Annotated in this window: 17 protein-coding genes and 1 tRNA gene; 9 read left to right on the forward strand and 9 right to left on the reverse strand. The window is 65.5% G+C overall.

The genetic code is table 11. The features are described 5' to 3' along the window. Positions 1-59: 59 nt before the first annotated feature. Positions 60-1,340 (forward strand): hypothetical protein, encoded by a 1,281-nt coding sequence (locus N5C88_RS17860; protein WP_280015907.1) that lies wholly within the window; start codon positions 60-62, stop codon positions 1,338-1,340. A gap of 181 nt (positions 1,341-1,521) precedes the next feature. Continuing rightward, positions 1,522-3,399 (forward strand): PhoX family phosphatase, encoded by a 1,878-nt coding sequence (locus tag N5C88_RS17865; RefSeq protein ID WP_280015908.1) that lies wholly within the window; start codon positions 1,522-1,524, stop codon positions 3,397-3,399. 133 nt (positions 3,400-3,532) lie between these two features. Here N5C88_RS17865 and N5C88_RS17870 read toward each other — a convergent pair. The 4 genes from N5C88_RS17870 to N5C88_RS17885 all read right to left on the reverse strand — a co-directional run bounded on the left by N5C88_RS17870 (position 3,533) and on the right by N5C88_RS17885 (position 8,507). Continuing rightward, a tRNA-Ser gene (locus N5C88_RS17870) sits at positions 3,533-3,623 on the reverse strand. A 133-nt stretch (positions 3,624-3,756) separates the two neighbouring features. Beyond that, complete coding sequence (locus N5C88_RS17875; protein ID WP_118932560.1) at positions 3,757-5,313, reverse strand: SpoVR family protein; 1,557 nt, start codon at positions 5,311-5,313, stop codon at positions 3,757-3,759. Next, a complete protein-coding gene (locus N5C88_RS17880) occupies positions 5,310-6,569 on the reverse strand; it encodes a YeaH/YhbH family protein (RefSeq protein WP_059372901.1) in 1,260 nt (419 codons plus the stop codon). The genes N5C88_RS17875 and N5C88_RS17880 overlap by 4 nt, the downstream gene beginning before the upstream one ends. 12 nt (positions 6,570-6,581) lie before the next feature. Then, on the reverse strand, positions 6,582-8,507 hold the full coding sequence (locus tag N5C88_RS17885) for a PrkA family serine protein kinase (protein ID WP_059372899.1): 1,926 nt from the start codon (positions 8,505-8,507) through the stop codon (positions 6,582-6,584). 861 nt (positions 8,508-9,368) lie between these two features. On the opposite strand from N5C88_RS17885, the gene N5C88_RS17890 reads away from it, so the two are divergent. Both N5C88_RS17890 and N5C88_RS17895 read left to right on the forward strand, forming a co-directional pair. Then, positions 9,369-10,574 (forward strand): DUF3142 domain-containing protein, encoded by a 1,206-nt coding sequence (locus tag N5C88_RS17890; protein ID WP_280015909.1) that lies wholly within the window; start codon positions 9,369-9,371, stop codon positions 10,572-10,574. Continuing rightward, positions 10,561-13,038, forward strand: a complete 2,478-nt coding sequence (locus N5C88_RS17895; protein WP_280015910.1) for a hypothetical protein — start codon at positions 10,561-10,563, stop codon at positions 13,036-13,038. Before N5C88_RS17890 ends, N5C88_RS17895 begins: the two co-directional genes overlap by 14 nt. Here the strand turns inward: N5C88_RS17895 and ribD are convergent. Beyond that, positions 13,035-14,186 carry a bifunctional diaminohydroxyphosphoribosylaminopyrimidine deaminase/5-amino-6-(5-phosphoribosylamino)uracil reductase RibD gene (ribD, locus tag N5C88_RS17900; protein WP_347881404.1) on the reverse strand — a complete coding sequence of 384 codons (1,152 nt, stop codon included), beginning with the start codon at positions 14,184-14,186 and terminating at the stop codon, positions 13,035-13,037. The genes N5C88_RS17895 and ribD overlap by 4 nt on opposite strands. A gap of 178 nt (positions 14,187-14,364) precedes the next feature. Here ribD and N5C88_RS17905 point away from each other — a divergent pair, with 178 nt between their 5' ends. Together N5C88_RS17905 and N5C88_RS17910 are read left to right on the forward strand one after the other, a co-directional pair. Continuing rightward, positions 14,365-14,928 carry an isochorismatase family protein gene (locus N5C88_RS17905; RefSeq protein WP_118932557.1) on the forward strand — a complete coding sequence of 188 codons (564 nt, stop codon included), beginning with the start codon at positions 14,365-14,367 and terminating at the stop codon, positions 14,926-14,928. A 17-nt stretch (positions 14,929-14,945) separates the two neighbouring features. Then, on the forward strand, positions 14,946-15,911 hold the full coding sequence (locus N5C88_RS17910; RefSeq protein ID WP_280015911.1) for a helix-turn-helix domain-containing protein: 966 nt from the start codon (positions 14,946-14,948) through the stop codon (positions 15,909-15,911). 49 nt (positions 15,912-15,960) lie between these two features. Here the strand turns inward: N5C88_RS17910 and nrdR are convergent, their stop codons facing one another. Together nrdR and glyA are read right to left on the reverse strand one after the other, a co-directional pair. After that, positions 15,961-16,440 (reverse strand): transcriptional regulator NrdR, encoded by a 480-nt coding sequence (gene nrdR / locus N5C88_RS17915; RefSeq protein WP_013391422.1) that lies wholly within the window; start codon positions 16,438-16,440, stop codon positions 15,961-15,963. A gap of 205 nt (positions 16,441-16,645) precedes the next feature. Then, the gene (gene glyA / locus N5C88_RS17920) at positions 16,646-17,896 is read right to left on the reverse strand and encodes a serine hydroxymethyltransferase (protein WP_059372890.1); all 1,251 of its coding nucleotides are present in this window, start codon (positions 17,894-17,896) and stop codon (positions 16,646-16,648) included. A gap of 205 nt (positions 17,897-18,101) precedes the next feature. Here glyA and N5C88_RS17925 point away from each other — a divergent pair, with 205 nt between their 5' ends. Next, the gene (locus N5C88_RS17925; protein WP_280015912.1) at positions 18,102-18,737 is read left to right on the forward strand and encodes a LysE family translocator; all 636 of its coding nucleotides are present in this window, start codon (positions 18,102-18,104) and stop codon (positions 18,735-18,737) included. 55 nt (positions 18,738-18,792) lie between these two features. Here N5C88_RS17925 and N5C88_RS17930 read toward each other — a convergent pair whose 3' ends face one another. Both N5C88_RS17930 and tyrS read right to left on the reverse strand, forming a co-directional pair. Further along, entirely contained in the window at positions 18,793-19,446 is a 654-nt protein-coding gene (locus N5C88_RS17930) for a YbhB/YbcL family Raf kinase inhibitor-like protein (protein ID WP_059372885.1), read from the reverse strand. A 72-nt stretch (positions 19,447-19,518) separates the two neighbouring features. Next, positions 19,519-20,748: a tyrosine--tRNA ligase gene (gene tyrS / locus N5C88_RS17935; RefSeq protein WP_059372882.1), complete on the reverse strand. Its 1,230-nt coding sequence runs from the start codon at positions 20,746-20,748 to the stop codon at positions 19,519-19,521. Between the two features lie 255 nt (positions 20,749-21,003). Here tyrS and N5C88_RS17940 point away from each other — a divergent pair, with 255 nt between their 5' ends. Together N5C88_RS17940 and N5C88_RS17945 are read left to right on the forward strand one after the other, a co-directional pair. After that, positions 21,004-22,413: a M23 family metallopeptidase gene (locus tag N5C88_RS17940; protein WP_059372880.1), complete on the forward strand. Its 1,410-nt coding sequence runs from the start codon at positions 21,004-21,006 to the stop codon at positions 22,411-22,413. Between the two features lie 76 nt (positions 22,414-22,489). Further along, positions 22,490-23,611, forward strand: coding sequence for an anhydro-N-acetylmuramic acid kinase (locus N5C88_RS17945; RefSeq protein WP_280015913.1), 1,122 nt, complete (start codon positions 22,490-22,492; stop codon positions 23,609-23,611). Positions 23,612-23,617 lie beyond the last annotated feature (6 nt).

A 23,617-nucleotide genomic window follows, 5' to 3' on the forward strand; every position in this document is an offset into this window, starting at 1 on the left:
CCGGGGCGGCGCCTGCGCCGCCCTTTTTTCTTTCCGATTTCATCCTTGCTCCGCCATCCATGAACCGCATGCTCGCCACGCCCATCGCCTGCCGCCGCCTGGGCACCACGCCGCACCATCATTTCTTCGGCTACTACAACAAGACCGTCTGGCATCGCGACGGCCGCTATCTGCTGGCCAACCGCACGCCGTTCAAGGACGCGCGGCTCACGCCAGAGCTGAGCGCCGAGGTGGGTTACTTCGACCTGCAGGACGGCGACCGCTACCACGCCGTCGGCAGCACCACGGCCTGGAACTGGCAGATGGGCTGCCAGCTGCAATGGCTGGACGGCGAGTCCGAGCCGCAGATGATCTACAACTGCCGCCGCGACGACGACAGCGGCTTCTATCCGGGCTTGCGCTCCGCGGTCCACAACGTCGCCACCGGCCAGACGCGCCACCTGCCGCTGCCCATCTACGTGGCCGCGCCCAACAGCCGCTATGCGCTCTGCGTGGATTACCGCCGCCTCTACATCACGCACGAGACCATCGGCTACAGCGAACACGCGCCCGGCCCGGTATCCAATGCCCCGGCCGACGACGGCATCCATAGCATGGACCTGCAAAGCGGTGCGCATCGCCTGCTGGTCAGCTACGCCGACCTGCGCAACTTCCATCCGCGCGACTCGATGGAACGCGCCATCCACTGGGTCAGCCACATCGAGATCAATCCGTCGTCCTCGCGCATCCTGTTCCTGCACCGCTGGACCGAACGCGTCAAGGACGAGACCTGCTTCCTGCACCGGCTGATCACCATGAATGCCGACGGCAGCGACATGCGCCTGCTGGAATGCTCCGACCATCCGCTGCCGCAACTGGCCAACGACTTCGATCCCAGCGCGGTCGGCACCTTCGACTACGAGAAATCCGAATACCAGATCTCGCATCCGCTGTGGCGCGACGACCAGACCATCATCGTGTGGGGCCCGCATGACGGCAGCATCCACTACCACCTCTACCGCGACGCGCCCGGCGGCGCGGTCCAGGTCGTGGGCGATGGCGTGCTGACCGAGAACGGCCACATGACCTATTCGCCCGTGAGCACGCGCTGGCTGCTCAGCGACACCTATCCGGACTCAACCACGCACGAGCGCATCCTGTTCCTCTACGACATGCGGACCGGCCTGCGCCACTCGCTGGGCAGTTTCTACGCCGATCCCGATCTGTCCAAGGAAAACCGCTGCGACCTGCATCCGCGCTGGAGCCGCGATGGCACCCAGGTCTGCATCGACTCCGTGCATGAAGGCGAGCGGCAGATGTATGTGTTGGACGTCACACCCATCGTCGGCACGCGCGGTTAAGCCGTCCTCGACCGCCGCCTCGGCCTTGCGTCGAACCGCAACTCGGCCAGGCGGCGGACTACTCATCCCACCACAAGGACTTCACACTATCGTCACCCCCTTGTAACGACCGACCTTTAACCTCGCTTTCGTTTTGCTTACAGATAACTGAGCGACTCGTTCGCGACTCTATGAGGTTGGAATGTCCCACTTGACTGATAAATTGCGCGCCCCCTATCGCGAAGCCCAAGGTGAAGTCACCGTCCCCGGGCAGATGTTCGACGAGATCGTCGCCGCGAATCCCCAGCGCCGCACTTTGCTGAAGAACAGCTTCGGCCTGTCAATGTTGTCCGTGTTCGGCGCATCGACCCTGCTGACCGCCTGTGGCGGCAGCGACGATGACGATAACGATGACGCCCCCTCCGGCAACGAACCGGGCGAAGGCGGCTCCAAGCCGACCCCCGGCCCCGACTACTCCGTCACGTTCACCCCGCTGGCCGACAAGATCGTCGCCGACACCGTCACCGTACCCGCGGGCTACGTGGCTGAAGTGCTGTATTCCGCCGGCGACAAGTGCATGATCGGCTCGGTCGGCTACGCCGGCGTGCCGCAGTCCTATCCCGCCACGGAAACCCAATCCGGCGGCCAACATGACGGCATGCACTTCTATGCCCTGCCCGGCGTCGACCCCAACCAGGGCGGCCTGCTGGTGTTGAACCACGAATCACTGGACGACGAGACCCTGGACCAGAGCGTCGAGGGCGTGAAGACCCGCCTGTCCAACGTCGGCGTATCCGTCATCGAAATCGCCCGCGGCGCCAACGGCGTTTGGGCCGTCAAGACCGATTCGCGCTACAACAAGCGCTACACCGGCAACACCGTCTACAACGTCAGCGGCCCGGCCAAGTCGCTGGTCGGCGACACCGTCGTCGGCACGCTGAACAACTGCGCCAGCGGCGACACGCCCTGGGGCACGTACCTGACCTGCGAAGAGACGCTCAACAACTACCACTACAAGACCGGCGACGCCGGCAAGCCGGCCGACCAGGGCTATGGCTGGGTGGTGGAGATCGATCCGCAGAACCCGGACTCGACCGCCGTCAAGCGCACCGCGATGGGCCGCTTCAGCCATGAGAACACGGCCTTCATGCTGGACGAGAACAACCGCGTCGCCTTCTACATGGGCGACGACACCACGCCCGGCTGCATCTACAAGTTCGTGCCCAGCAAACCCTATGACCCGGCCAACCGCGCCGCCAACATGGGCCTGCTGGACGAAGGCACGCTGTACGCCGCGCGCTTCAACGACGACGGCAGCGGCAACTGGGTCGAACTGACGGTAGGCAAGAACAACCTGACCGCCGGCGCCACCGATCCGGGCAACTTCACGCAAGTCGCCAGCGGCACCGTGATCACCGGCAAGCTCGTCAACTTCAACACGCAGGCCGACGTGCTGGTCAACACCGGGGCCGCCGCCCGCGTCGCCGGCGCCACGCTGATGGACCGCCCCGAGTGGATCACGGTGGGCGTGGACAAGACCGTGTACTGCACGCTGACCAACAACGGCAGCCGCAAGCGCACCAGCGCCGCCAACCCGCGCGTCAGCAACTCGCACGGCCACATCATCCGCTGGCACGAGCGCGGCGACTCGCCCCTGGCCACCACCTTCGAGTGGGACCTGCTGCTGCTGGCCGGCCGCGACAAGGCCGACGGCGTGGCCGCCAACCTGACCGGCAACGTCAACGGCGACACCTTCTCCAGTCCCGACGGCATCCGCGTCGACCCCAAGGGCCGCCTGTGGGTCCAGACCGACGCCGGCACCAGCGCCTCGACCACGGACTTCTTCGGCAATAACTCGATGTACTACATCGACCAGAAGACCGGCGAATCCAAGCGCTTCCTGGTCGGCCCGCTGGGCTGCGAGATTACCGGCATCGCCTACACGCCGGACCTGACCACGTTCTTCATCAACATCCAGCACCCGAACCAGGCGTGGAACACCCTGCGCGCCGGCGGCGGCGATGCGCGTTCCGCGACGGTGGTGGTGCGGCGTACTGATGGGAAGCCGGTGGGCGCGTAAGCGTTCCGGTTAAAAACGCCGCCCGGCACGTTGACGCCGGGCGGCGTTTTTTTTTATGCCGCGCAAATACAAAAAACCCGCAAGGCTTGGGCGCTTGCGGGTTTTTCGGTGCACGGCATTGCTGTGCGAATCCTGGCGGACAGAGGGGGATTCGAACCCCCGATACGCTTTTGACGTATACACGCTTTCCAGGCGTGCGCCTTCAACCACTCGGCCACCTGTCCTATCTGCGATTTTCGCTGCGGGCAAGCCGCTGCAGAAAATGCGAATCCGCGATTCTAGCAGATTTCGCATAACGCCGACAAGCGCACAAAGAAAAGGGGACGCTGTAAGCATCCCCTGCCCCCCGCTCAGCCGTCAGGAGGCCGACGCGGGCGGGTCCTGTTCCCGATAGGAGCTGACGGTGCCGTCCGGCTCGGTTTCCTCCAGCCGCACCCTGAAGCCCCACAACCGGGCCAGGTGCTTCATCACCTGTTCGGCGTCCTCGCCCGCCAGCGGACGGCCGCGGCTCTTCAGATGACGCAGCACCAGCGATCGATCCGAGTCGCGGTTGAACCTCACCACCTGGATGTCCGGCACCATGTTGTCGCGGTTGTGTTGCGCGGCCAGCAGGCGGCGGATGTCGCGGTAGCCTTCGTCGTCGTGGATGGCGGCGACTTCGAGCTTGGGGTTGGCCTGGTGGTCGGAGATCGCGAAGAAACGGAACTCGCGGATCAGGCGCGGCGACAGGTATTGCGAGATGAAGGACTCGTCCTTGAAGTTGCGCATGGCGAAGTCCAGCGTCTTCAGCCAGTCGCCGCCGGCGATGTCGGGGAACCAGCGCCGGTCCTCGGGCGTGGGCGCCTCACAGATGCGGCGGATGTCGGACATCATCGCGAAGCCCAGCGCGTACGGGTTGATGCCACCGTAGCCGCGCTCATCGAAGCCGCGCTGGCTGACCACGTTGGTGTGGCTTTGCAGGAACTCCATCATGAAGCCGTCGTTGACCAGGCCTTTTTCATGCAGCCGGTTCAGGATGGTGTAGTGCCAGAACGTGGCCCAGCCTTCGTTCATGACCTTGGTCTGGGTCTGCGGATAGAAGTACTGCGCGATCTTGCGGACGATGCGCACCAGCTCCTTCTGCCACGGCGCGAGCTTGGGCGAGTACTTCTCGATGAAATACAGCAGGTTCTCTTCGGGCTCCGGCGGGAACACCGAGGCCTCGACGTGCGTGTCCTTGTCGGCCTCCAGGCGCGGCAGGGTGCGCCAGAGGTCGTTGTACTGCAGCCGGGCGTGCTCCTGGCGTTCGGCCTGGCGCGCGGCCTCTTCCTTGTAGGAAATGGGCGTCGGGCGCTTGTAGCGGTCCACGCCGTGGTGCGAGAGCGCGTGGCAGGAGTCGAGCAAGGCTTCGACCGCATCGATGCCGTAGCGGTCCTCGCAGGACATGACGTACTTGCGCGCGAAGACCAGATAGTCCAGCACGCCGTCGGCGTCGGTCCATTGGCGGAACAGGTAATTGCCCTTGAAGAACGAGTTGTGGCCGTAACAGGCGTGGGCGATCACCAGCGCCTGCATCGTCATGGAGTTCTCTTCCATGAGATAGGAGATGCAAGGGTTGGAGTTGATGACGATCTCGTACGCCAGCCCCTGCATGCCGCGGCGGTAGAACTGCTCGTTGCGGATGAATTCCTTGCCGTACGACCAGTGCGGATAGCCGATGGGCAGACCGGCCGACGCGTAGGCGTCCAGCATCTGTTCCGAGGTGATTACCTCGATCTGGTTCGGGTAGGTGTCCAGTCCGTATTCGGCGGCGACCTTGGAGATCGCGTCGTCATAGGACTGGATCAGTTCGAAGGTCCATTCGGAACCCTGGGAGATGGGCCGGGCGCTGCCGGCGGCCTCCGGTTCCACGAGCGCTCCCACGATGGCATTCATGCGGTTTCCTTTTTGAACAGGTCATGGAACACGGGGAAGATCTCGCCGCGTTCGCAGATGCGCCGCATGACGAAATGCGGCTCCAGTTTCTGTTCATATTCCGCCCACAGGCTGCTCTTGCGCGCCTCCTGCGAGTCGGGTACTTCGATGTAGGCAAAGTAGCGCGTGGCCGGCAGCAGGTGCTCGGCCAGGAAGCGCGCGCTCTTGCCCGCGTCGGCACCGAACGAGTCGCCGTCGCTGGCCTGCGCCGCATACACGTTCCAGGCGGTCGGCGGATAGCGCTTCTCCAGGATCTCGCGCATCAGTTCCAGCGCCGACAGCACGATGGTGCCGCCGCTCTTGGGATCGTAGAAGAAGGTATGTTCGTCGACTTCCTCGGCGTTGTCGGTGTGGCGGATGAAGACCAGGTCCACGTGTTCGTACTTGCGCGACAGGAACAGGTAAAGCAGCGAAAAGAAGCGCTTGGCCAGATCCTTCTTGTTTTCGTCCATGGAGCCCGACACGTCCATCAGGCAGAACATGACGGCGCGCGCCATGGGGATGGCCACCGACACCCGGTTGCGGTAGCGCAGGTCCAGGTCATCCAGGAACGGTACGCGGGCCAGGCGTTCGCGGCAGCCTTCGACATCCTGCTCCAGCGCCTTGATCTCGTCGGCGGGAGCGCCTGCTTCGAGCGCCTTGGCCAGGCGCTCCTCGGCATCCTCGAGATCGGCGCGCGCCTTTACACCCAGCGACACGCGCCGCGCCAGCGAGGACTTGAGCGTGCGGCTGATGCTCAGCATGCTGGGCGAACCCGTGGTCGTGTAGCCGGCGCGTTGCCATTTCTTCTGGCTGACCTCGCCCAGCTGCGTGCGCGCCATGTGCGGCAGCTCCAGGTCCTCGAAGAACAGGTTCAGGAATTCGGCCCGCGACAGGCTGAAGGTGAACTGGTCGACCGATTCGCCTTCGCCCGGCTCGGAGCCGCCTTCCCCCTGCCCGCCCTGCGGCCGGTCGAAGGTGTCGCCCTTGGCAAACTCGCGGTTGCCAGGGTGCACGATCTCGCGGTCGCCGCCCTGGCCGTGGTGGAAGGACGGCTCGGAGATGTCGCGGGCGGGCAGGTTGATCTCCCCGCCCTGGTCCATGTCCTGGATGGAGCGGTCACGGATCATCCCGTGTACCGCCTTGCGGATCTGGTTCTTGTAACGCCGGAGAAAACGCTCCCGGTTGACGGCGCTTTTATTGCGCCCGTTAAGACGGCGATCGATGAGTGAATTCATGATTCACCTCGCTCAGGAAGACTTCCTCACACGGAGATACCACTCGCACAGCAGCCTGACCTGCTTTTCCGTGTAGCCCTTTTCGACCATGCGATCGACGAAGCTCTGATGCTTGGATTTGTCCTCGGCCGACGCCTTGGCGTTGAACGAGATCACCGGCAACAGGTCTTCGGTGTTCGAGAACATCTTCTTCTCGATCACTTCGCGCAGCTTTTCATAGCTGGTCCAGGTCGGGTTGCGGCCGTTGTTGTTGGCCCGCGCCCGCAGCACGAAGTTGACGATCTCGTTGCGGAAATCCTTCGGGTTGGCAATGCCAGCCGGCTTCTCGATCTTTTCCAGTTCGTCGTTGAGCGCGCTGCGGTCGAAGCTTTCGCCGGTTTCCGGGTCGCGGAATTCCTCGTCCTGGATCCAGCAGTCGGCAAAGGTCACGTAGCGGTCGAAGATGTTCTGGCCGTATTCCGAGTACGACTCGAGGTAGGCGGTCTGGATTTCCTTGCCGATGAATTCCGCGTAGCGCGGCGCCAGGTAGCCCTTGATGAATTCAAGATAGCGCCGGCGGATTTCCTCGGGATAGTCCTCGCGGCCGATCCGCTGCTCGAGCACGTACATCAGGTGCACCGGGTTGGCGGCGACTTCGGTCTGGTCGTAGTTGAAGACGCTGGACAGGATCTTGTACGCGAAACGCGTCGACACCCCGGTCATGCCTTCGTCCGTGCCGGCATAGTCCTTGTATTCCTGCAAGGCCTTGGCCTTGGGATCAACGTCCTTCAGGCTTTCGCCGTCGTAGACGCGCAGCTTCGAATAGATGCTGGAATTCTCGGGTTCCTTCAGGCGCGTCAGGACCGAGAACTGCGCCATCATGTCCAGCGTTCCCGGCGCGCACGGCGCCGTCGACAGCGAACTGTGGTGCAGCAGCTTTTCGTAGATGCGGACCTCTTCCGAGACCTGCAGGCAGTAAGGCACCTTGACGATGTAGATACGGTCGAGGAACGCCTCGTTGTGCTTGTTGTTGCGGAAGGTCTGCCATTCCGATTCGTTCGAGTGGGCCAGGATGGCGCCGTTGAACGGGATCGCGGAAAAGCCCTCGGTGCCCTTGAAGTTGCCTTCCTGGGTCGCCGTCAGCAAGGGGTGCAGCATCTTGATCGGGGCCTTGAACATCTCGACGAATTCCAGCAGCCCCTGATTGGCCAGGCACAGCCCGCCGGAGTAGCTGTAGGCGTCCGGATCATCCTGCGAGTGGCGATCGAGCATGCGGATGTCGACCTTGCCCACCAGCGACGAAATGTCCTGGTTGTTCTCGTCGCCGGGTTCGGTCTTGGCGATGGCGATCTGGCGCAGCACCGACGGGTTCAGGCGCACGACGCGGAACTTCGAAATGTCGCCGTCGAACTCCTTCAGGCGCTTCACGGCCCAGGGCGACATGATGCCGCTCAGGTAGCGCCGGGGAATGCCGTATTCCTTTTCAAGCGTGTCGCCGAAACGTTCCGGATGGAACAGTCCGAGCGGCGATTCGTTGACCGGCGAGCCCTTCAAGGCGTAGATGGGATAGGCCTCCATCAGCGACTTGAGCCGCTCCGCGATGGACGACTTGCCGCCGCCCACCGGGCCCAGCAGATAAAGGATTTGCTTGCGCTCTTCCAGTCCCTGCGCGGCATGCTTGAAGAACGCGACGATCTGTCCGATCACGTCCTCCATGCCGTAGAACTCCTGGAACGCCGGGTAGCGTCGGATGGTCCGGTTGGAAAACAAACGGGAAAGACGTGGGTCGTTGCGCGTATCCACGATTTCGGGTTCGCCTATGGCCGCCAGCATGCGTTCTGCGGGGCTGGCGTACGCCATGGGATCGCTTTTGGCGAGGTTGAGGTACTCCTCGAGAGAGAGTTCCGATTCCTGCTCTCTTGCATACTGCGACTTGAAGCCTTCGACGATGTTTTGCACGGAAACCTCCTACAACACGCGAAAAATCCAATACGTCCCTACCTGCCCCCATTGTGCCTCAGCGCTCGCGCATTACTAGACAATCTCGCGATAAGCACTGTCGGCCGGATGGTATGTTGCTTTCGCCACACATCAACCAAAGGCATGATCAGGCCCTTTCCAATTAGGCTGCACTCTTCGGATGCAAGTTCCGTCAGGGAATGCAACTTAAGTGAATAAGTTCACTCGTTCGACTTCAGCATATCGCTGTATGCGTGCGTGCATGATGCGTCCGCACATGAAATGCTCAGCAATGATTTGAAGGGAAGAGCGATGTCCCAGGGATTTTTATGATGCGGGTATAAACCCGATGCGCCCGCTGTGCGATGGCAGCGGACGGTCTGAACGGCGCATGGCGTCTTCGTTCAGCAGCGTGCAGGTTCGGTTGTGAAAAGCACCGATGACACCGCACGAGGATCCGTGGTGACGAGGGCGCGTGGCATTGCACGGTGTAGTCCATCAGTGCGTGGCGCCAAGTCATGTGCCTATGCTAAAGCCAATTGACGTTTTTGTGGCAATTCATTTAGCGCAACGCCAAAAATAGTCATGTCACGCGCTTTCAGATTTATGCAATAGACACGCGCTGCAACTGCGCTGACGTGCGCAAACTTGATGACATATCAATGGCGCCAGCGCATCGCGATTGCCTGCCGGCCGCGGATTACCGACGCCTGCGCGATTGGCAGCCGCAAGCGCAGAGTGCTAATACCCCTTGCGGCGGCGATAGAATCACGCATTCGCAACGCGCCGCGCATCTGGCGCGCATGCTTCCACCACCCGTCGTCGTCGCCGCGTCATGCCTTTCCAATCCTGGCCAGCCGCATGAAAGCCCTCGCCAAACGCTGTTGCGCAGCGCTTTGCAGCGTCTCGCTGCTGCTTCTGGCCGCTTGCGGCAAGCAGACGGATCTGCCGGGTGACGCCTATGTCTGGCAACGCGTCTGGACGCCGCCCGTCAGCCAGGCGCTGGCCGAGAGCGCCGACGTGGTGCGGGCATGGCGCGTGCTGGTGGCGGAAATGAACCCGGATGGCAGATGGTTCACTGCTGCGCCCGATCTGGCCGCACTGGCTGCGGCCAGGCGTCCTGTCGTCATGGTTTTCCGCCTGGACGGCCGCGCCGATGCGCTGCCGGCGGCGGACGTGCTTGCGCGGATCAGGGCCGCGCGTCCCGCATGGGAAAGCGCGGGCATCGTCTTGGCCGGCATCGAAATCGATTACGACTGCGCCACCTCCAAATTGCCTGCCTACGCGGCTTTTCTGGAGACCTTGAAGCATGGCCTGGGACCGGACCTGCCTTTGTCGATAACCGCGCTGCCGACCTGGCTTGGCGGGTCCGGGCTCGACGCGCTGCTGCGGATTCCCGATGAAGCCGTGTTGCAGGTCCACGCGGTGCTGAGTCCCGAACAGGGGCTGTTCAATGCCAAGCGCGCAAGCGCCTGGCTTGCGGCTTTCGCGGATCGCACCCGGCGGCCGTGGCGCGTGGCGTTGGCCACCTATGGCAGCCGCGTAAGCTGGAACGACGACGGCAGCATTGCGGCGGTCGAAAGCGAGCGCCCCGCCCTGCTGCCAGGCGGCCGCGCCAGCGAACTGGTGGCCACGCCGGCGGCCATGGCGGCCTTCATCGATGAGATCCACCGCTCCCGTCCGCGCGGATTGGCGGGGATCGTCTGGTTCCGCCTGCCCACCGCGCGCGACGAACGCGCCTGGAGTCTGGCCACCTGGCGCGCCGTGATGACGCGCCAGCCCCTGGCGCCGGCGCTGTCCGTCACGGCGCGCGCGGCGGGCGGCAGCGGCGCGCAGGACCTGATACTTGCCAACAGCGGCAACGCCGACGCGGCCCTACCCTTCGTGATCCGCTGGGAAGGCGCTTGCCGCGCGGCCGACGGCATCAATGGCTACTCCCTCGAACATGATTCCGGCGGCGCCTTCCTGCGCCGCTCCCAGAATGGCCTGCTGCATGCAGGCGGCCAACGCAACATAGGCTGGATACGCTGTGAAAACGGGCCCACGAGCTTCCATGTACAACCGTAAATCGCTTGCGGCGCTGCTGCTCCTGATGGGCGGCGGCATCGTCATCGCCTGCGGGCCGGAGTTTCCCGCCCAACTGCTCGACGACCGCGCGGCCACGCTGCGCGCGACGCCGGCCAACGCTTTCGGCTATGAAACCGCGCGCCTGGTGGACGCCAGCGATGCGCTGCGGGCCCGCGAAGCCTATGAATTGCCGGACGGCAGCTACCAGCAGAACGCCCTGCCGGAAGACCGCGATCCCGCGCTCACGCCGGCGCAGCGGGCCAGCGCCCGCGCCATGCGCGCGCAGGCCGACGGCGACCGGGCCTATGCGCTGGGCGCCGATTTGCCGGCAGCGGTACGTCTTTACACTGCAGCCGCGGTTGACACGCATGCCGCCCGCGAAGCGCCGGATGCCCACCGCCTGCTGGAGCAGGCGCGCGCCCGCTACCGCGCCATCCTCCAACTGCCGCCGCAGCAAGCGGCGGCGCGCAGCGTCTGGGCCGCCTATATGCTGGCGGAAATCGGGGACGAGGCAGAATCGGCCTCTGAAGACGCCGAGGCGCAGCGGCAGGCCGCGGCGCAAGCCTATGGCCGCGTGCGACAGCTGGCGCGCGACGGCGCGCCGGACCCGCTGGGCTTGGCCGTGGCCAGTTACGGCCAGGAGGCGCGCCTATTCCTCGCCGGGCCGCAAGGACAATGCAGCTATATGGAGCTGGTCAACGCCGAGCCTTGCATGGACGCCATTCCCGCGGCCTCGCTGAAGCATGCGCTGCGCCTCTATGCCGAACAGGCCGCGCGCGACTCCGCGAGCGGCAATGCGTCGCTGCGCATGCTGGCTGAATGGGCCTTGGAAGATCCGGCGCGCACGCGCCGCCTGATCGACGATCCTGTCGCGCAGCGCCTGTTGGTGGCGTACGCGCTGGCCAGGGTCGGCGACATCGTGGATGGCAGGCCGGACAGCGCCAGCGATCCCTACGCCGCCTACGACACGACGGGCCAGGTGGGGTTGGCCGACGCGGCGCAAGGGCACGACGTTACGCCGAATCCGGCGCTGCAATCGCTGGTTGCGGCATTGGAAAGCCAGGATCTGAAGCAGGTGCCGGATGCCGACCGCGTGGCCGCGCTGGCCTACCGCATTGGCCGCTACGAGCTGGCGCAAACGCTGGCAACGCGGCTGGACACGGCCTTGGCCTGGTGGGTGCGCGCCAAGCTGGCGCTGCGGCAAGGCGACACGTTGGCGGCAGCCCGGGCCTATGCGCAGGCGGCACGCGCGTTTCCGCGCGCCGACGGCAGCCTGGAAGCTGTCGGCGCGGCGCGCCTGCTGGGCGAGCAAGGCGTGTTGACGCTGTCGCGCGGCCAATACGTCGAGGCGCTGGATCAACTGCTGCACGCCACCGTGAAGGACGATCCGGCCAACCCGGCCGAGGGCTTCTGGCTGTCCACCCCGTACTGGAATGATGCGGCCTACGTCGCCGAGCGCGTGCTGACGACCGCCGAACTCAAAGCCTATGTAGACCGGCACGCGCCCGCCACATCGACGCCGGCGGGGTCCGCGCCGCGCGACCCGCAGAATTTCTACGACTGGACAAGACAACACCCCGTCACCGCCTCCGATCGCCTGCGCCTGCTGCTGGCGCGCCGGATGGTGCGCGAAGGTTCGATCGAGCAGGCGCTGCCCTACTTCCCGGCCGATTCGGACGCCCGCTACGCCACACTGGAAAACACCGACGGCAAGTGGGAAGTGCGGCTGCAGGAAACCCGCCGGCTCGCCGCGGAGTATGGCGCGGCCTTGCGTCGTGCCGGCAGCGCCTGGGGCCGCACCGCACGGGCACAAGCCTGGTACGAGGCTTCGCGGCTGGCGCGGCGCGACGGGATGGAAATCATGGGTTTCGAGCAGGAGCCGGATTTCGCAGTCTATGGCGGCAGCACGAGCTATGGCGCGGGGCGCAGCGCGGTCCCAGGCTGGAAGGCGTATGACGGCGATCCCGGCACGCCCGAGACGCCGGCGCTGCGGGCCGCGGCCGCGCTGCCGGGTCCGTTCGTCACCGAAGAGGAACGCCGCCGCTATGCCGCCAGCGAAGCGCAGCCCTACGCCCGCTTCCACTACCGCGAGATCGCGGCCAATCATGCGCTGCGCGCGTCCGACGAGCTGCCGCGCCGCTCGCAGGCCTACGCCGCCGTGCTGTGCCAGGGCGCCCGCTACATCATCGACGATTCCCCGGAACTGGCCGCCACGATCTACCGCCGCTATATAGAACACGGCGCACGGGTCCCGTTCAGCGGCTCTTTCGGCCGCGAATGCGCCGCGCCCGATTTCCAGGCGGCTGCCTGGTTCCATTACACGCAGGCTGGAAAATCGTGGGAACGCCTGCGCCGCGACCATCCCGGCCTGCTGCTGGCGGCCGCGTTGCTGGCCCTGGCCGGCGGCGCCGCTGCGATCCTGGCCTGGCGCTACACCGCGGCGCGTACAGGGCGCCGCCTCTAAGACAACTCAGGGAGCTCCACGCGCCGCGTCAGCTGATTCCAGGTGTCGGCCACCCGGGCGCGCACGCGCAGATCCGCGCCCACCGGGGCGGTCTCGATGAATTCATAGCGCCTGGCGCCGTCCAGGTGCTCCAGCATGGGCAGGCGGACCATGCCGGCCGCGTCGCCCAGCAGCACCGGCGCCAGGTACAGCAGCAACTCATCCACGCAACCCGCGGCGACCAGCGCGCCGCTCAGGCCTGCGCCGGCTTCCACGTGGACCTCGTTGAACTGTTCCTGGGCCAGCCAGCGCATCATCGCCGGCAGGTCGACCCGGCCGGGCGCCTCGCCCGGCAGCAGCACCACGCGGGCGTTCCTGGCCTGCAGGCGCGCGGCCTTGGCCGCATCTACACGAGCCGTGAAGATGATGACCTCGGCGTCATCGAACAACCGTGCGTCCTCGGGGATTTCAAAACGGCCGTCCACCACGGCCTTGCGCGGCTGGCGGGGTGTGTCCACGCCTCTGACATTGAGCTGCGGATCGTCTTTCAGCACGGTACCCATGCCGGTCAGCACCACGCAGGCGCGGGCGCGCCAGCGGTGTCCGTCGGCGCGGGCCTCGGGCCCGGTGATCCATTGCGAGACGCCGTTATGCAGCGCGCTGCGTCCGTCCAGCGAGGCGGCCATCTTCATCCACACCCACGGCAGGCCGCGGCTCATGCGCGAGATGAAACCCGCATTGATCGCCAGCGCCTCGCCACGGCAGACGCCAGTGGTCACCGCGATGCCGGCATCGCGCAGACGCGCCAGCCCCTGGCCGTTGACCAGCGGATTGGGATCGCCCAGGGCCACCACCACCCGCGCCGGCCTGGCCGCGAGCACGGCGTCCACGCAGGGCGGCGTACGGCCGAAATGGCTGCAGGGTTCCAGGGTGACGTAAAGCGTGGCGCCTTCCACCGATTCGCCGCGCGCCTGGACGTCGCGCAAGGCGCAGACTTCCGCGTGCGGACCGCCCGGCGGCTGCGTGGCGCCTTCACCCAGCACGCGGCCGTCGCGCACGATCACGCAGCCAACCCGGGGGTTGGGCGCGGTGGTGTACATGACGGTCTGCGCCAGCGCCAGGGCGCGCCGCATCCAGAAAATGTCGTCGTTGTCGCTGGGAATCATCATGACCAGGATTGTATGTCCGCCGCCGGGCGGGCAGGCGGTTTGGCAGCGGCTCCACGGGGCATCGGCAACCAATGTCCGTTTTAGGCCGATGGCGGTCTTTCGCCGCGCTCGCCGCCGCACCGGATTGCAGTAAAAATAGCTGCACACCCCTACAATTTGCCCTCCAGGAGCGCGGCTCATGAAACAAGCACTGATCGTCATCGACGTACAAGACTCTTTCCGGCAACGTCCGTTTTGGGATGAAGCCGAGTATCCGGCGTTCGTGGAGCAGATCCAGTCCCTGATCGACGCGGCCCAGGCCCGCGACATTCCGGTGCTGCAGGTATTCCACACCAGCGTATCGAACGACCCTGCCAACCCCTTCTCGATGGCCTCCGGCCACGTCAAGACGCTCAAGGAACTGCGCATCGCCCCCACCGCCGTGTTCCACAAGACCGTGCATTCCTCGCTCTATGCCAAGGACGCGGACGGCGCCAGCCTGCAGGACTGGCTGGTGAAGCACGGCATCGAAGGCATCATCGTCAGCGGCATCCGTACTGAACAGTGCTGCGAAACCACTTCGCGCCATGCCAGCGACGCCGGCTACAAGGTGGTGTTCCCCACCGACGCCACCCTGACCTTCGCCATGCAGAGCCCGTCCGGCCAGCACTACACGCCGGCCGAGATCCGCGACCGGACCGAACTGGTGCTGCAAGGGCGTTTTGCCCGCATCGCGCGCGCGGCCGACGCGCTGGCGGCCTGACACTGGCGGGGGGCCGCATGGTTCCGGTGTATTTCGTGCTGACGCGGGGCGTGGTGCTGCTGGACGTGGCAGGCCCCGCGGAGGCCTTCCGCGTGGCCAACAAGCTGGTTCCGGGCGCCTTTGAACAGCATTTCTGCGGCCCGTCCCGGGAGGTCGAAAGCGGCCTGCCCGGCCTGCACCTGGCGCATATCCAGGCCCTGCCGGCCAGTCTGCCGCCCGAGGCCCTGGTCATCATTTCAGGCGTGGTGGGCAAACCCACCCGCCTGGACGACCCCGACTCGCGCGCCATCATCGACTGGCTGACCGTCCGCCATCCCGCGGACGGCTTCACGCTGATGACGGTATGCGCCGGCGCCCTGTTCGCCGCCGCCGCCGGCCTGACGCGGCAGCGCGACTGCACCACCCACCACACCTGCCTGGAACAGCTGGCCAGCATCGACCCGAGCGCGCGGCTGCATGACAACCGCATCTTCGTCGAGGACGGCAAGCTGGTCAGCAGCGCCGGCATCACGGCCGGCATCGACCTGGCGCTGCACATGGTGTCGCGCCATTGCGGGCCGCGCGTGGCCAGCGAAACGGCGCGCGACATGGTGGTCTACCAGCGGCGCGCCGGCACGGATTCCACGCTGTCGCCCTGGCTGGACCATCGCAGCCACATGCATCCGGGCGTGCACCGGGTGCAGGACGCGGTCATCCGCGATCCGGCGGCGCCCTGGTCGGCCCAATCGCTGGCGGACCAGGCACACACCAGCGCGCGCCATCTGACGCGGCTGTTCCGCGAACACGCGGGCTGCACGCCGATGGACTATCTCTATCAGATACGCGTGGCGCTGGCGCGCGACCTGCTGCGCGATACCCGGCTGGACCTGGAGCGCGTGGCGGAAAAGTCGGGATTCGGCTCGGCGCAGCACATGCGCCGCGTGTGGCGCAAGTTCCAGCCGCTGACGCCCAGCCTGGCGCGTGCGGCTCCCACCATGCAATGACGGCGCCGCAGCGCCGTCATTTTCCAGCATCGGCTGAACCGCAGCCCTGCTAGTCCTTGCGCAGCTTGCCCGGCAACAGCGGCCCCTGCATCTCGCGGATGGCTTCGACGAATTCGCCGATGTCCTCGAAACTCTTGTAGACCGAAGCGAAGCGCACGTACGCGACCTTGTCGAGCTTGCGCAGTTCGTTCATGACGAGCTCGCCGATGTGTTCGCTGGGCACTTCACGCAGTCCGCTGGCCAGCAACTGTTCTTCGATGCGAGCGACCGCGGCGTCGACATCTTCCGTGCTGACGGGGCGCTTGCGCAGCGCCAGGCTCAGGCTGGCGCGCAGCTTGCCGGGATCGTAGTCGCTGCGGCTGCCGTTGCGCTTGACGATGGAGGGCATGGCCAGCTCCACCCGCTCATAAGTGGTGAAGCGCTTGTCACAGGACAGGCAGCGACGGCGACGGCGTATGGCGTCGCCTTCTTCGGAGACCCGGCTGTCTACGACCTGCGTTTCGGCATTGCCGCAAAATGGACACCGCATGTGTGATCCCTAAAGGCACTGAGGGGGCAATATTTGAGCATATTGTAACGAGGCGTCCAGCCGCCAGCGCCAATACGGGCTAATCCGCCCCCGTATTTTTTACCAGGACGGCGCCGGCCGCCTGAAAACAAAGGGACGGCGCCTTGCGGGGCCGTCCCTGGTAGACCGCTGCGGCCGGGCCACAGCCCGCCGCAGGGATGCTCGCTTACTTCTTGCCGTAGACCGGCAGGCGCGAGGTCAGTTCGTTGACACGGGCACGCACGGCGGCGATGTTGGCTTCGTCGCGCGGGTTGTCCAGCACGTCGGCGATCAGGTTGGCGGTCAGCTCGGCTTCCGCTTCGGTGAAGCCGCGCGTGGTCATGGCCGGCGTGCCCAGGCGGATGCCGCTGGTCACGAAGGGCTTTTCCGGATCGTTCGGGATGGCGTTCTTGTTGACCGTGATGTGGGCTTGGCCCAGCACGGCTTCCGCTTCCTTGCCCGTGATGCCCTTGGAACGCAGGTCCACCAGCATGACGTGGCTTTCGGTGCGGCCGGAAACGATGCGCAGGCCGCGCTTGACCAGCGTGTCGGCCAGCACCTTGGCGTTCTTGACCACTTGCTGCGCGTAGTCCTTGAAGGCGGGCTCCAGCGCTTCCTTGAAGGCCACCGCCTTGCCGGCGATGACGTGCATCAGCGGACCGCCCTGGATGCCGGGGAAGATCGCCGAGTTGATGATCTTCTCGTGCTCGGCCTTCATCATGATGACGCCGCCGCGCGGGCCGCGCAGCGACTTGTGCGTGGTCGAGGTGACGAAGTCGGCGTGCGGCACCGGGTTGGGGTAGGCGCCGCCGGCGACCAGGCCGGCGTAGTGGGCGATGTCGACCATGAACAGCGCGCCGTTTTCACGGGCGATGCGGGCCATGCGCTCGAAGTCGATGTGCAGGGCATAGGCGGAGGCGCCAGCCACGATCAGCTTGGGCTTGTGCTCCTTGGCCAGTTGCTCGACCTGGTCATAGTTCAGGACTTCGTTTTCGTCCAGGCCGTAGGAGATGAAGTTGTACAGCTTGCCCGAAGCGTTGACCGACGCGCCGTGCGTCAGGTGGCCGCCTTCGGCCAGGCTCATGCCCAGCACGGTGTCGCCCGGCTTCAGGACGGCCATGTACACGCCCTGGTTGGCTTGCGAACCCGAGTTGGGCTGCACGTTGGCGGCTTCGGCGCCGAAGATCTGCTTCAGGCGGTCGATGGCCAGCTGCTCGACCACGTCCACGTATTCGCAACCGCCGTAGTAGCGCTTGCCCGGGTAGCCTTCGGCGTACTTGTTGGTGAGCTGCGTACCCTGGGCTTCCATGACGGCCGGGCTGGCGTAGTTCTCCGAGGCGATCAGCTCGATGTGCTGTTCCTGGCGGACGTCTTCCTTCTGGATGGCGGCCCAAACGTCCGGGTCAGCCTTGGACAAGGTGAGGTTGCGGTCAAACATGACGGGGGGTTCCTGAGGCGGTAAGAGAGGAGAAAACTGCGCCCGGGTGGGTAAACCCGGAGAATGACGGATAGTTTACCCCGTCGGGCAGGATCAAATGCGCCCAAAATGCAGGGAACCCGGGCAAAATTCCCGGCATGGGCGCGAAAACCACGCCATCCTCCGCGGCCGGAAAAGCCGCCTCAATCCGACTTGAGAAACTTTCATGCAAAGCGCCACGCTCATAACCTACTCATTAGTAGCTGCGGTCAGCGTCGTCAGCCCCGGCCCGGCTACCATGCTGGCCATCCGCAACGGCGCGGCGGGCGGGCTGCGGGCCGTCCTTCCATCCACCCTGGGCAACGTCACCGGACTGTTCCTGCTGTCGGCCGCCGCCATGCTGGGACTGGGCGTGGTGCTGCAATCGTCCGCCATGCTGTTCACACTGCTCAAGCTGGCTGGCGCGGCGTACCTGCTCTACCTCGGCCTGCGCCACCTGCTGGGCCGCTCGACCATCGCACCGCCCGCTGACGCCTCCGCGCCGGCGCCGCGCAGCGCCGGCCGGCTCTATTCGGAAGCCGCGCTCGTTGCCACGCTGAACCCCAAGCCCATCCTGTTCTTCACGGCGCTGTTCCCCCAGTTTCTTAACGCCGCCGAGCCGTTGCTGCCGCAGTTCTTCATCCTGACGGGCATCTTCACGGGCCTGTCGCTGGTGTCGCTGCTGGCCTACGGCACCTTGGCCCACCGCGCCCGGCGCCTGCTGCGCCAGCCCCGCATCGTCACCTGGATCAACCGCCTGGTCGGCGCCATCTTCATCACTTTTGGATTGGCGCTGCTGCGGCTCAAGCGCGCAATGGGCTGAGGAAATAGAAAAAGGCCGCAGTCGCAAGACTGCGGCCTTTCGGCGGCGCGGCGGATCAGGCCGAGGTGGCGCCGATCTGCTTGGGAGCCAGTTTCGGATTGAGCGTATAGGTGCCGGTCAGCGACGCCTGCGCCAGCACATGCTTCTGGATCGCGCGCAGCGCGTCCTCGCCGGTGAAGGAGCCCTGCAGGTTCAGCGTGGGCACGTCCAGCGCATACAGGGTGAAGACGTAGCGGTGCGGGATGGCGTCGTTCCAGGGCGGGCACGGACCGTCATAGCCGAAGTAGTCGCCGCTCATGTCGTGGTCGTTGGCGAACCAGGACGAGTACGAGTTGATGCCCTGGCGCGCATCCATCGGCGCCAACGGGCCGCCCTTGCCGCGCGGCGTGATGCCGCTGGAGAAGGTGCCTTCCTCGATGTCGCGCAGATCGGCCGGCAGATCGACCAGCACCCAGTGGAAGAAGTCCACGCGGGGCAGGCTGGCCGGCACCTCGCGGCCTTCCTGGTTGACGTCGTCGGGCTCGGAGGGCACATCGGGGTCATGGCAGATCAAGGCAAACGACTGCGTGCCCGCCGGAACTTCGTCCCAGGAAAACTGCGGGTTGAAGTTGTCTGCCAGCGCGACGTGCGATTGCGCATCGATCCTGCCGAAGGCATAGCGTTCGGGAATCGACTCGTTATCGGAAAAGGACAAACTCGAAAGTTTCATGTCGTGCTCCTTGATGTGCCGCAAAGGCCCCACTGCCCCTGTCTGTACCCTCAGCGTATCAAAACTTCGCAATCATGGGTTCAAGTTAACACGCGCAAATTTGCGCTTGCCCACCTGAACGACGTAAGTCCCCGCCGGCAATTGCAACGATTTGTCTTCCACGCGATCGCCGTTGACGCGCACGCCGCCCTGCTCCACGTTGCGCTGCGCTTCCGAGCCGGAAGCCACCAGGCCGGCCTCGCGCAGCAGCTTGAGAATGCCCACCGGCGCGCCGCCAATGTTCACTTCGGGAATGTCGTCGGGGATGGCTCCGTCGCGGAACCGGGCTTCGAACGAAGCCAGCGCTTCGTCCGCGGCCTTGGCGGAATGGAAGCGCGCGATGATTTCCTGGGCCAGCATGACCTTGGCGTCGCGCGGATTGCGGCCGCCATCGATCTCCTGCTTGAGCGCGGCGATGTCTTCCAGCGAGCGGAACGACAGCAACTCGAAGTAGCGCCACATCAGCGTGTCGGAAATCGACATGAGCTTGCCGAACATAGAATCGGGCGACTCCGAAATGCCGATGTAGTTGCCCTTGGACTTGGACATCTTCTCTACGCCATCCGTCCCGACCAGCAGCGGCATCGTCAAGATGCACTGCGGCTCCTGGCCATACTCCTTCTGCAGCTCGCGTCCAACCAGCAGGTTGAACTTCTGATCGGTGCCCCCCAGCTCCAGATCGGACTTCAGCGCCACCGAGTCGTAGCCCTGCATCAGCGGATACAGGAATTCATGCACCGAGATCGGGATGCCGCCCTTGAAGCGCTTGGTGAAATCCTCGCGCTCCATCATGCGCGCGACCGTGTAGCGCGACGCGAGCTGGATCATGCCGCGCGCGCCCAGCGGATCGCACCATTCGGAGTTGTAGCGGATCTCGGTGCGGGCCGGATCCAGCACCAGGCTGGCTTGCGCGTAGTAGGTCTTGGCGTTGGCCTCGATCTGCTCGCGCGTGAGCGGCGGGCGGGTGTTGTTGCGGCCGCTGGGATCGCCGATGGTGGAGGTGAAGTCGCCGATCAGGAAGATGACGTTGTGGCCCATGTCCTGCAGCTGGCGCATCTTGTTCAGCACCACCGTGTGGCCCAGGTGGATATCCGGCGCGGTCGGATCCAGCCCCAATTTGATGCGCAGGGGCACGCCCGTGGCGCGGCTCCTGGCAAGCTTGCGGGCGAATTCGGACTCGACCAGCAACTCATCGCAGCCGCGCTTCGCTATACGCAGATCTGCTTCGACTTCGGGGGTAATCGGGGCTTCTGAGGGTGACATGGCAGGGGGACCAACTCGGCTTCAGCCGATAAAAAGGTGTAAAAAGTGACGAAAACTATCGAAAATTCTAGCCGAATCAGCTAGGATACCGCCCTAATCATACGCAATTGCCATATATACGCAGTTGTGGTCCGGTTTACACCCCGCTGTTCACAAGATGCGCCCCGCGCCAGCCCTTGCCCCGAAATGTGCGCGCGAGGGCCGTTCGTGTCACGCACCCTGCGAGCTCAAGCCACCTGAGAGGGTATCTTCACGATGAATCGTGGCCTCCACGAACTGGCGAGTAGCATCAAACGCAAAGTTGCTGCCGTGTTTGCGCCCGTCAAGCCCAAGCCCCAGCGCTCGGGACTTTTCCGCCGCACGCTTCTCGTCACCGCAATTGGTCTGTTCGCTGGCGCCGCCGCCCTGGGCATGGTGCAGCAACCCGACCGTACCGAACTCCCCCCTTCGCGCATCATCAGCAGCGTCCTGCCGCTAAGCGCCGAGCAAGTCGAAGTCAGCACCCCCAGCGCCGCCCCCTACATCAGCGAAACCCGGATCCGTGCCGGCGACACGCTGGCCGCGGTGCTGCAACGCCTGGAACTCGACGCGCCCAGCCTGCAGACCTTCCTGACGCACGAAGCCAGCGCCCGCAGCATCTACAAGCTGTACCCCGGCCGCTCCGTGCAGGCCGCGACGGACGAAGCCGGCAACCTGATCTGGCTGCGTTACATCCACACCCCTGGCAACGAGACGGACGGCCAGGTCGTGACGCGCATGCTGCACGTCGCGCCCGCGGGCGACAGCTACAAGGCCGAGGAAATCACCGAAAGCACCGAACGCCAGACCCGCGTCGCCGTGGGCACGATCCGTTCGTCGCTGTTCGGCGCCACCGACGCTGCCGGCATCCCGGACTCGGTCACCATGCAGATGGCCGACATCCTCAGCGCCAAGATCGACTTCCTGCGCGACCTGCGCCAGGGCGATAAATTCCGCGTGGTCTACGAAGTGCGTTCGCACGACGGCCGCTACGCGGGCGCCGGCCGCGTGCTGGCGCTGGAATTCATCAACGGCGACAAGACCTACAACGCCGTCTGGTTCAGCCCCGACGAAAAGAGCGGTTCGTACTACGACTTCGACGGCACCAGCCTGCGCGGCGCGTTCCTGCGCACCGCCCTGAAGTTCAGCCGCATCAGCTCCACCTTCGGCATGCGCATGCACCCCATCCACAAGACCTGGACGGGACACAAGGGCGTGGACTACGCGGCGCCTTCGGGCACGCCGATCCATTCCACCGCCGACGGCACCGTGGAATTCTCCGGCTGGCAGAACGGCTACGGCAACGTCGTCATCGTCAAGCACCACGGCAAGTATTCGACGCTGTACGCCCACCAGAGCCGCATCGCCGAAGGCATCACCAAGGGTTCGAAGATCTCGCAGGGCCAGTTGCTGGGCTATGTCGGCGCCACCGGCTGGGCCACCGGCCCGCACCTGCACTACGAATTCCGCGTGGACAACCAGCCGATCGATCCGCTGTCGGTGGACCTGCCGGTCGCCCGCAGCCTGGAACCCGCCGAAGTCCGCGCCTTCAACCAGGCCGTGGGACCGTACAAGGCGCAGATCCAGCTGCTGACCGAGTTCCAACAGACTCTGCCCGACGCGCTGACCAACGTGGCCAGCCGCTAAAGCCGGTCCAACGTCCCGTCAAAAGCGGCCCCGCACTTTCAGCTGCGCGGCCGCTTTTTCTTTTTCGAGGCTCCTCGTGAATCCATCCACCACTAACGCACAGCTCTATATCGGACTGATGTCGGGTACCAGCGTGGACGGCGTGGACGGCGTGCTGGTGCGCCTGGCCGACGGCCAGGCGCCGGCCGTGCTCGCCAGCGCCAGCCTGCCCATGCCGGCGGACCTGCGGCGCGAACTGCTGGCCCTGAACCAATCCGGCGACGACGAGCTGGCCCGCGCAGCGCCGGCCGCCAACGCCCTCGCCCGCCTGTATGCCCAGACCGTGGCGGCCCTGTTGCAGCAAGCCGGCGTCGCGGCCGGCGACGTGACCGCCATCGGCGCCCACGGCCAGACGGTCCGGCACCGGCCCGACCTGGGCTACACCGTGCAGCTCAACGCCCCCGCCTTGCTGGCGGAACTGACCGGCATCGACGTGGTGGCGGATTTCCGCAGCCGCGACGTGGCCGCGGGCGGCCAGGGTGCGCCGCTGGTGCCGCCCTTCCATGCCGCCATTTTCGGCTCGCCGCAAGGCCGCGCCGTCCTCAACCTGGGCGGCATCGCCAACGTGACCCTGCTGGAGCCGGGGCATGCGCCCCGCGGCTTCGATACAGGGCCCGCCAATGTTCTGCTGGACGGCTGGTGTCAGCGCCACCTGGGCCGGCCTTATGACGCCGACGGCCGCTGGGCGGCGACCGGCCAGGTGCTGGCGCCGCTGCTGGAACAACTGCTGGCCAGTGAACCCTGGTTCGCCCTGCCCCCACCCAAATCCACCGGGCGCGACCTGTTCAACATGCAATGGCTGGACGATCGCCTGGCCGCATTCGACGGCCCCAAGCCTGCGCCGCAAGACGTGCAGGCCACGCTGCAGCGCCTGACGGCGCGCACGGTCGCCAATGCCGTCGATGCGGCCGCGGCGGGCACGCAGGAAGTCTTCGTCTGTGGCGGCGGCGCGCGCAATCCCGGCTTGATGCGCGAACTGGCGTACTGTCTGCAACGGCCGGTGCACGCCACCGATGTGCTGGGCGTGCCGGCGCAAGAAGTCGAAGCCCTGGCGTTCGCCTGGCTGGCGCAGGCCTTCGTGCAGCGCAGGCCGGCGGGCTTGCCGGCCGTCACCGGCGCGCGCGGCGCGCGCATCCTGGGCGCGCTCTATCCGGCCTGAAAGCCG

The organism is Achromobacter sp. GD03932, assembly GCF_029839485.1.
Classification (GTDB): Bacteria; Pseudomonadota; Gammaproteobacteria; order Burkholderiales; family Burkholderiaceae_B; genus Achromobacter; species Achromobacter bronchisepticus_A.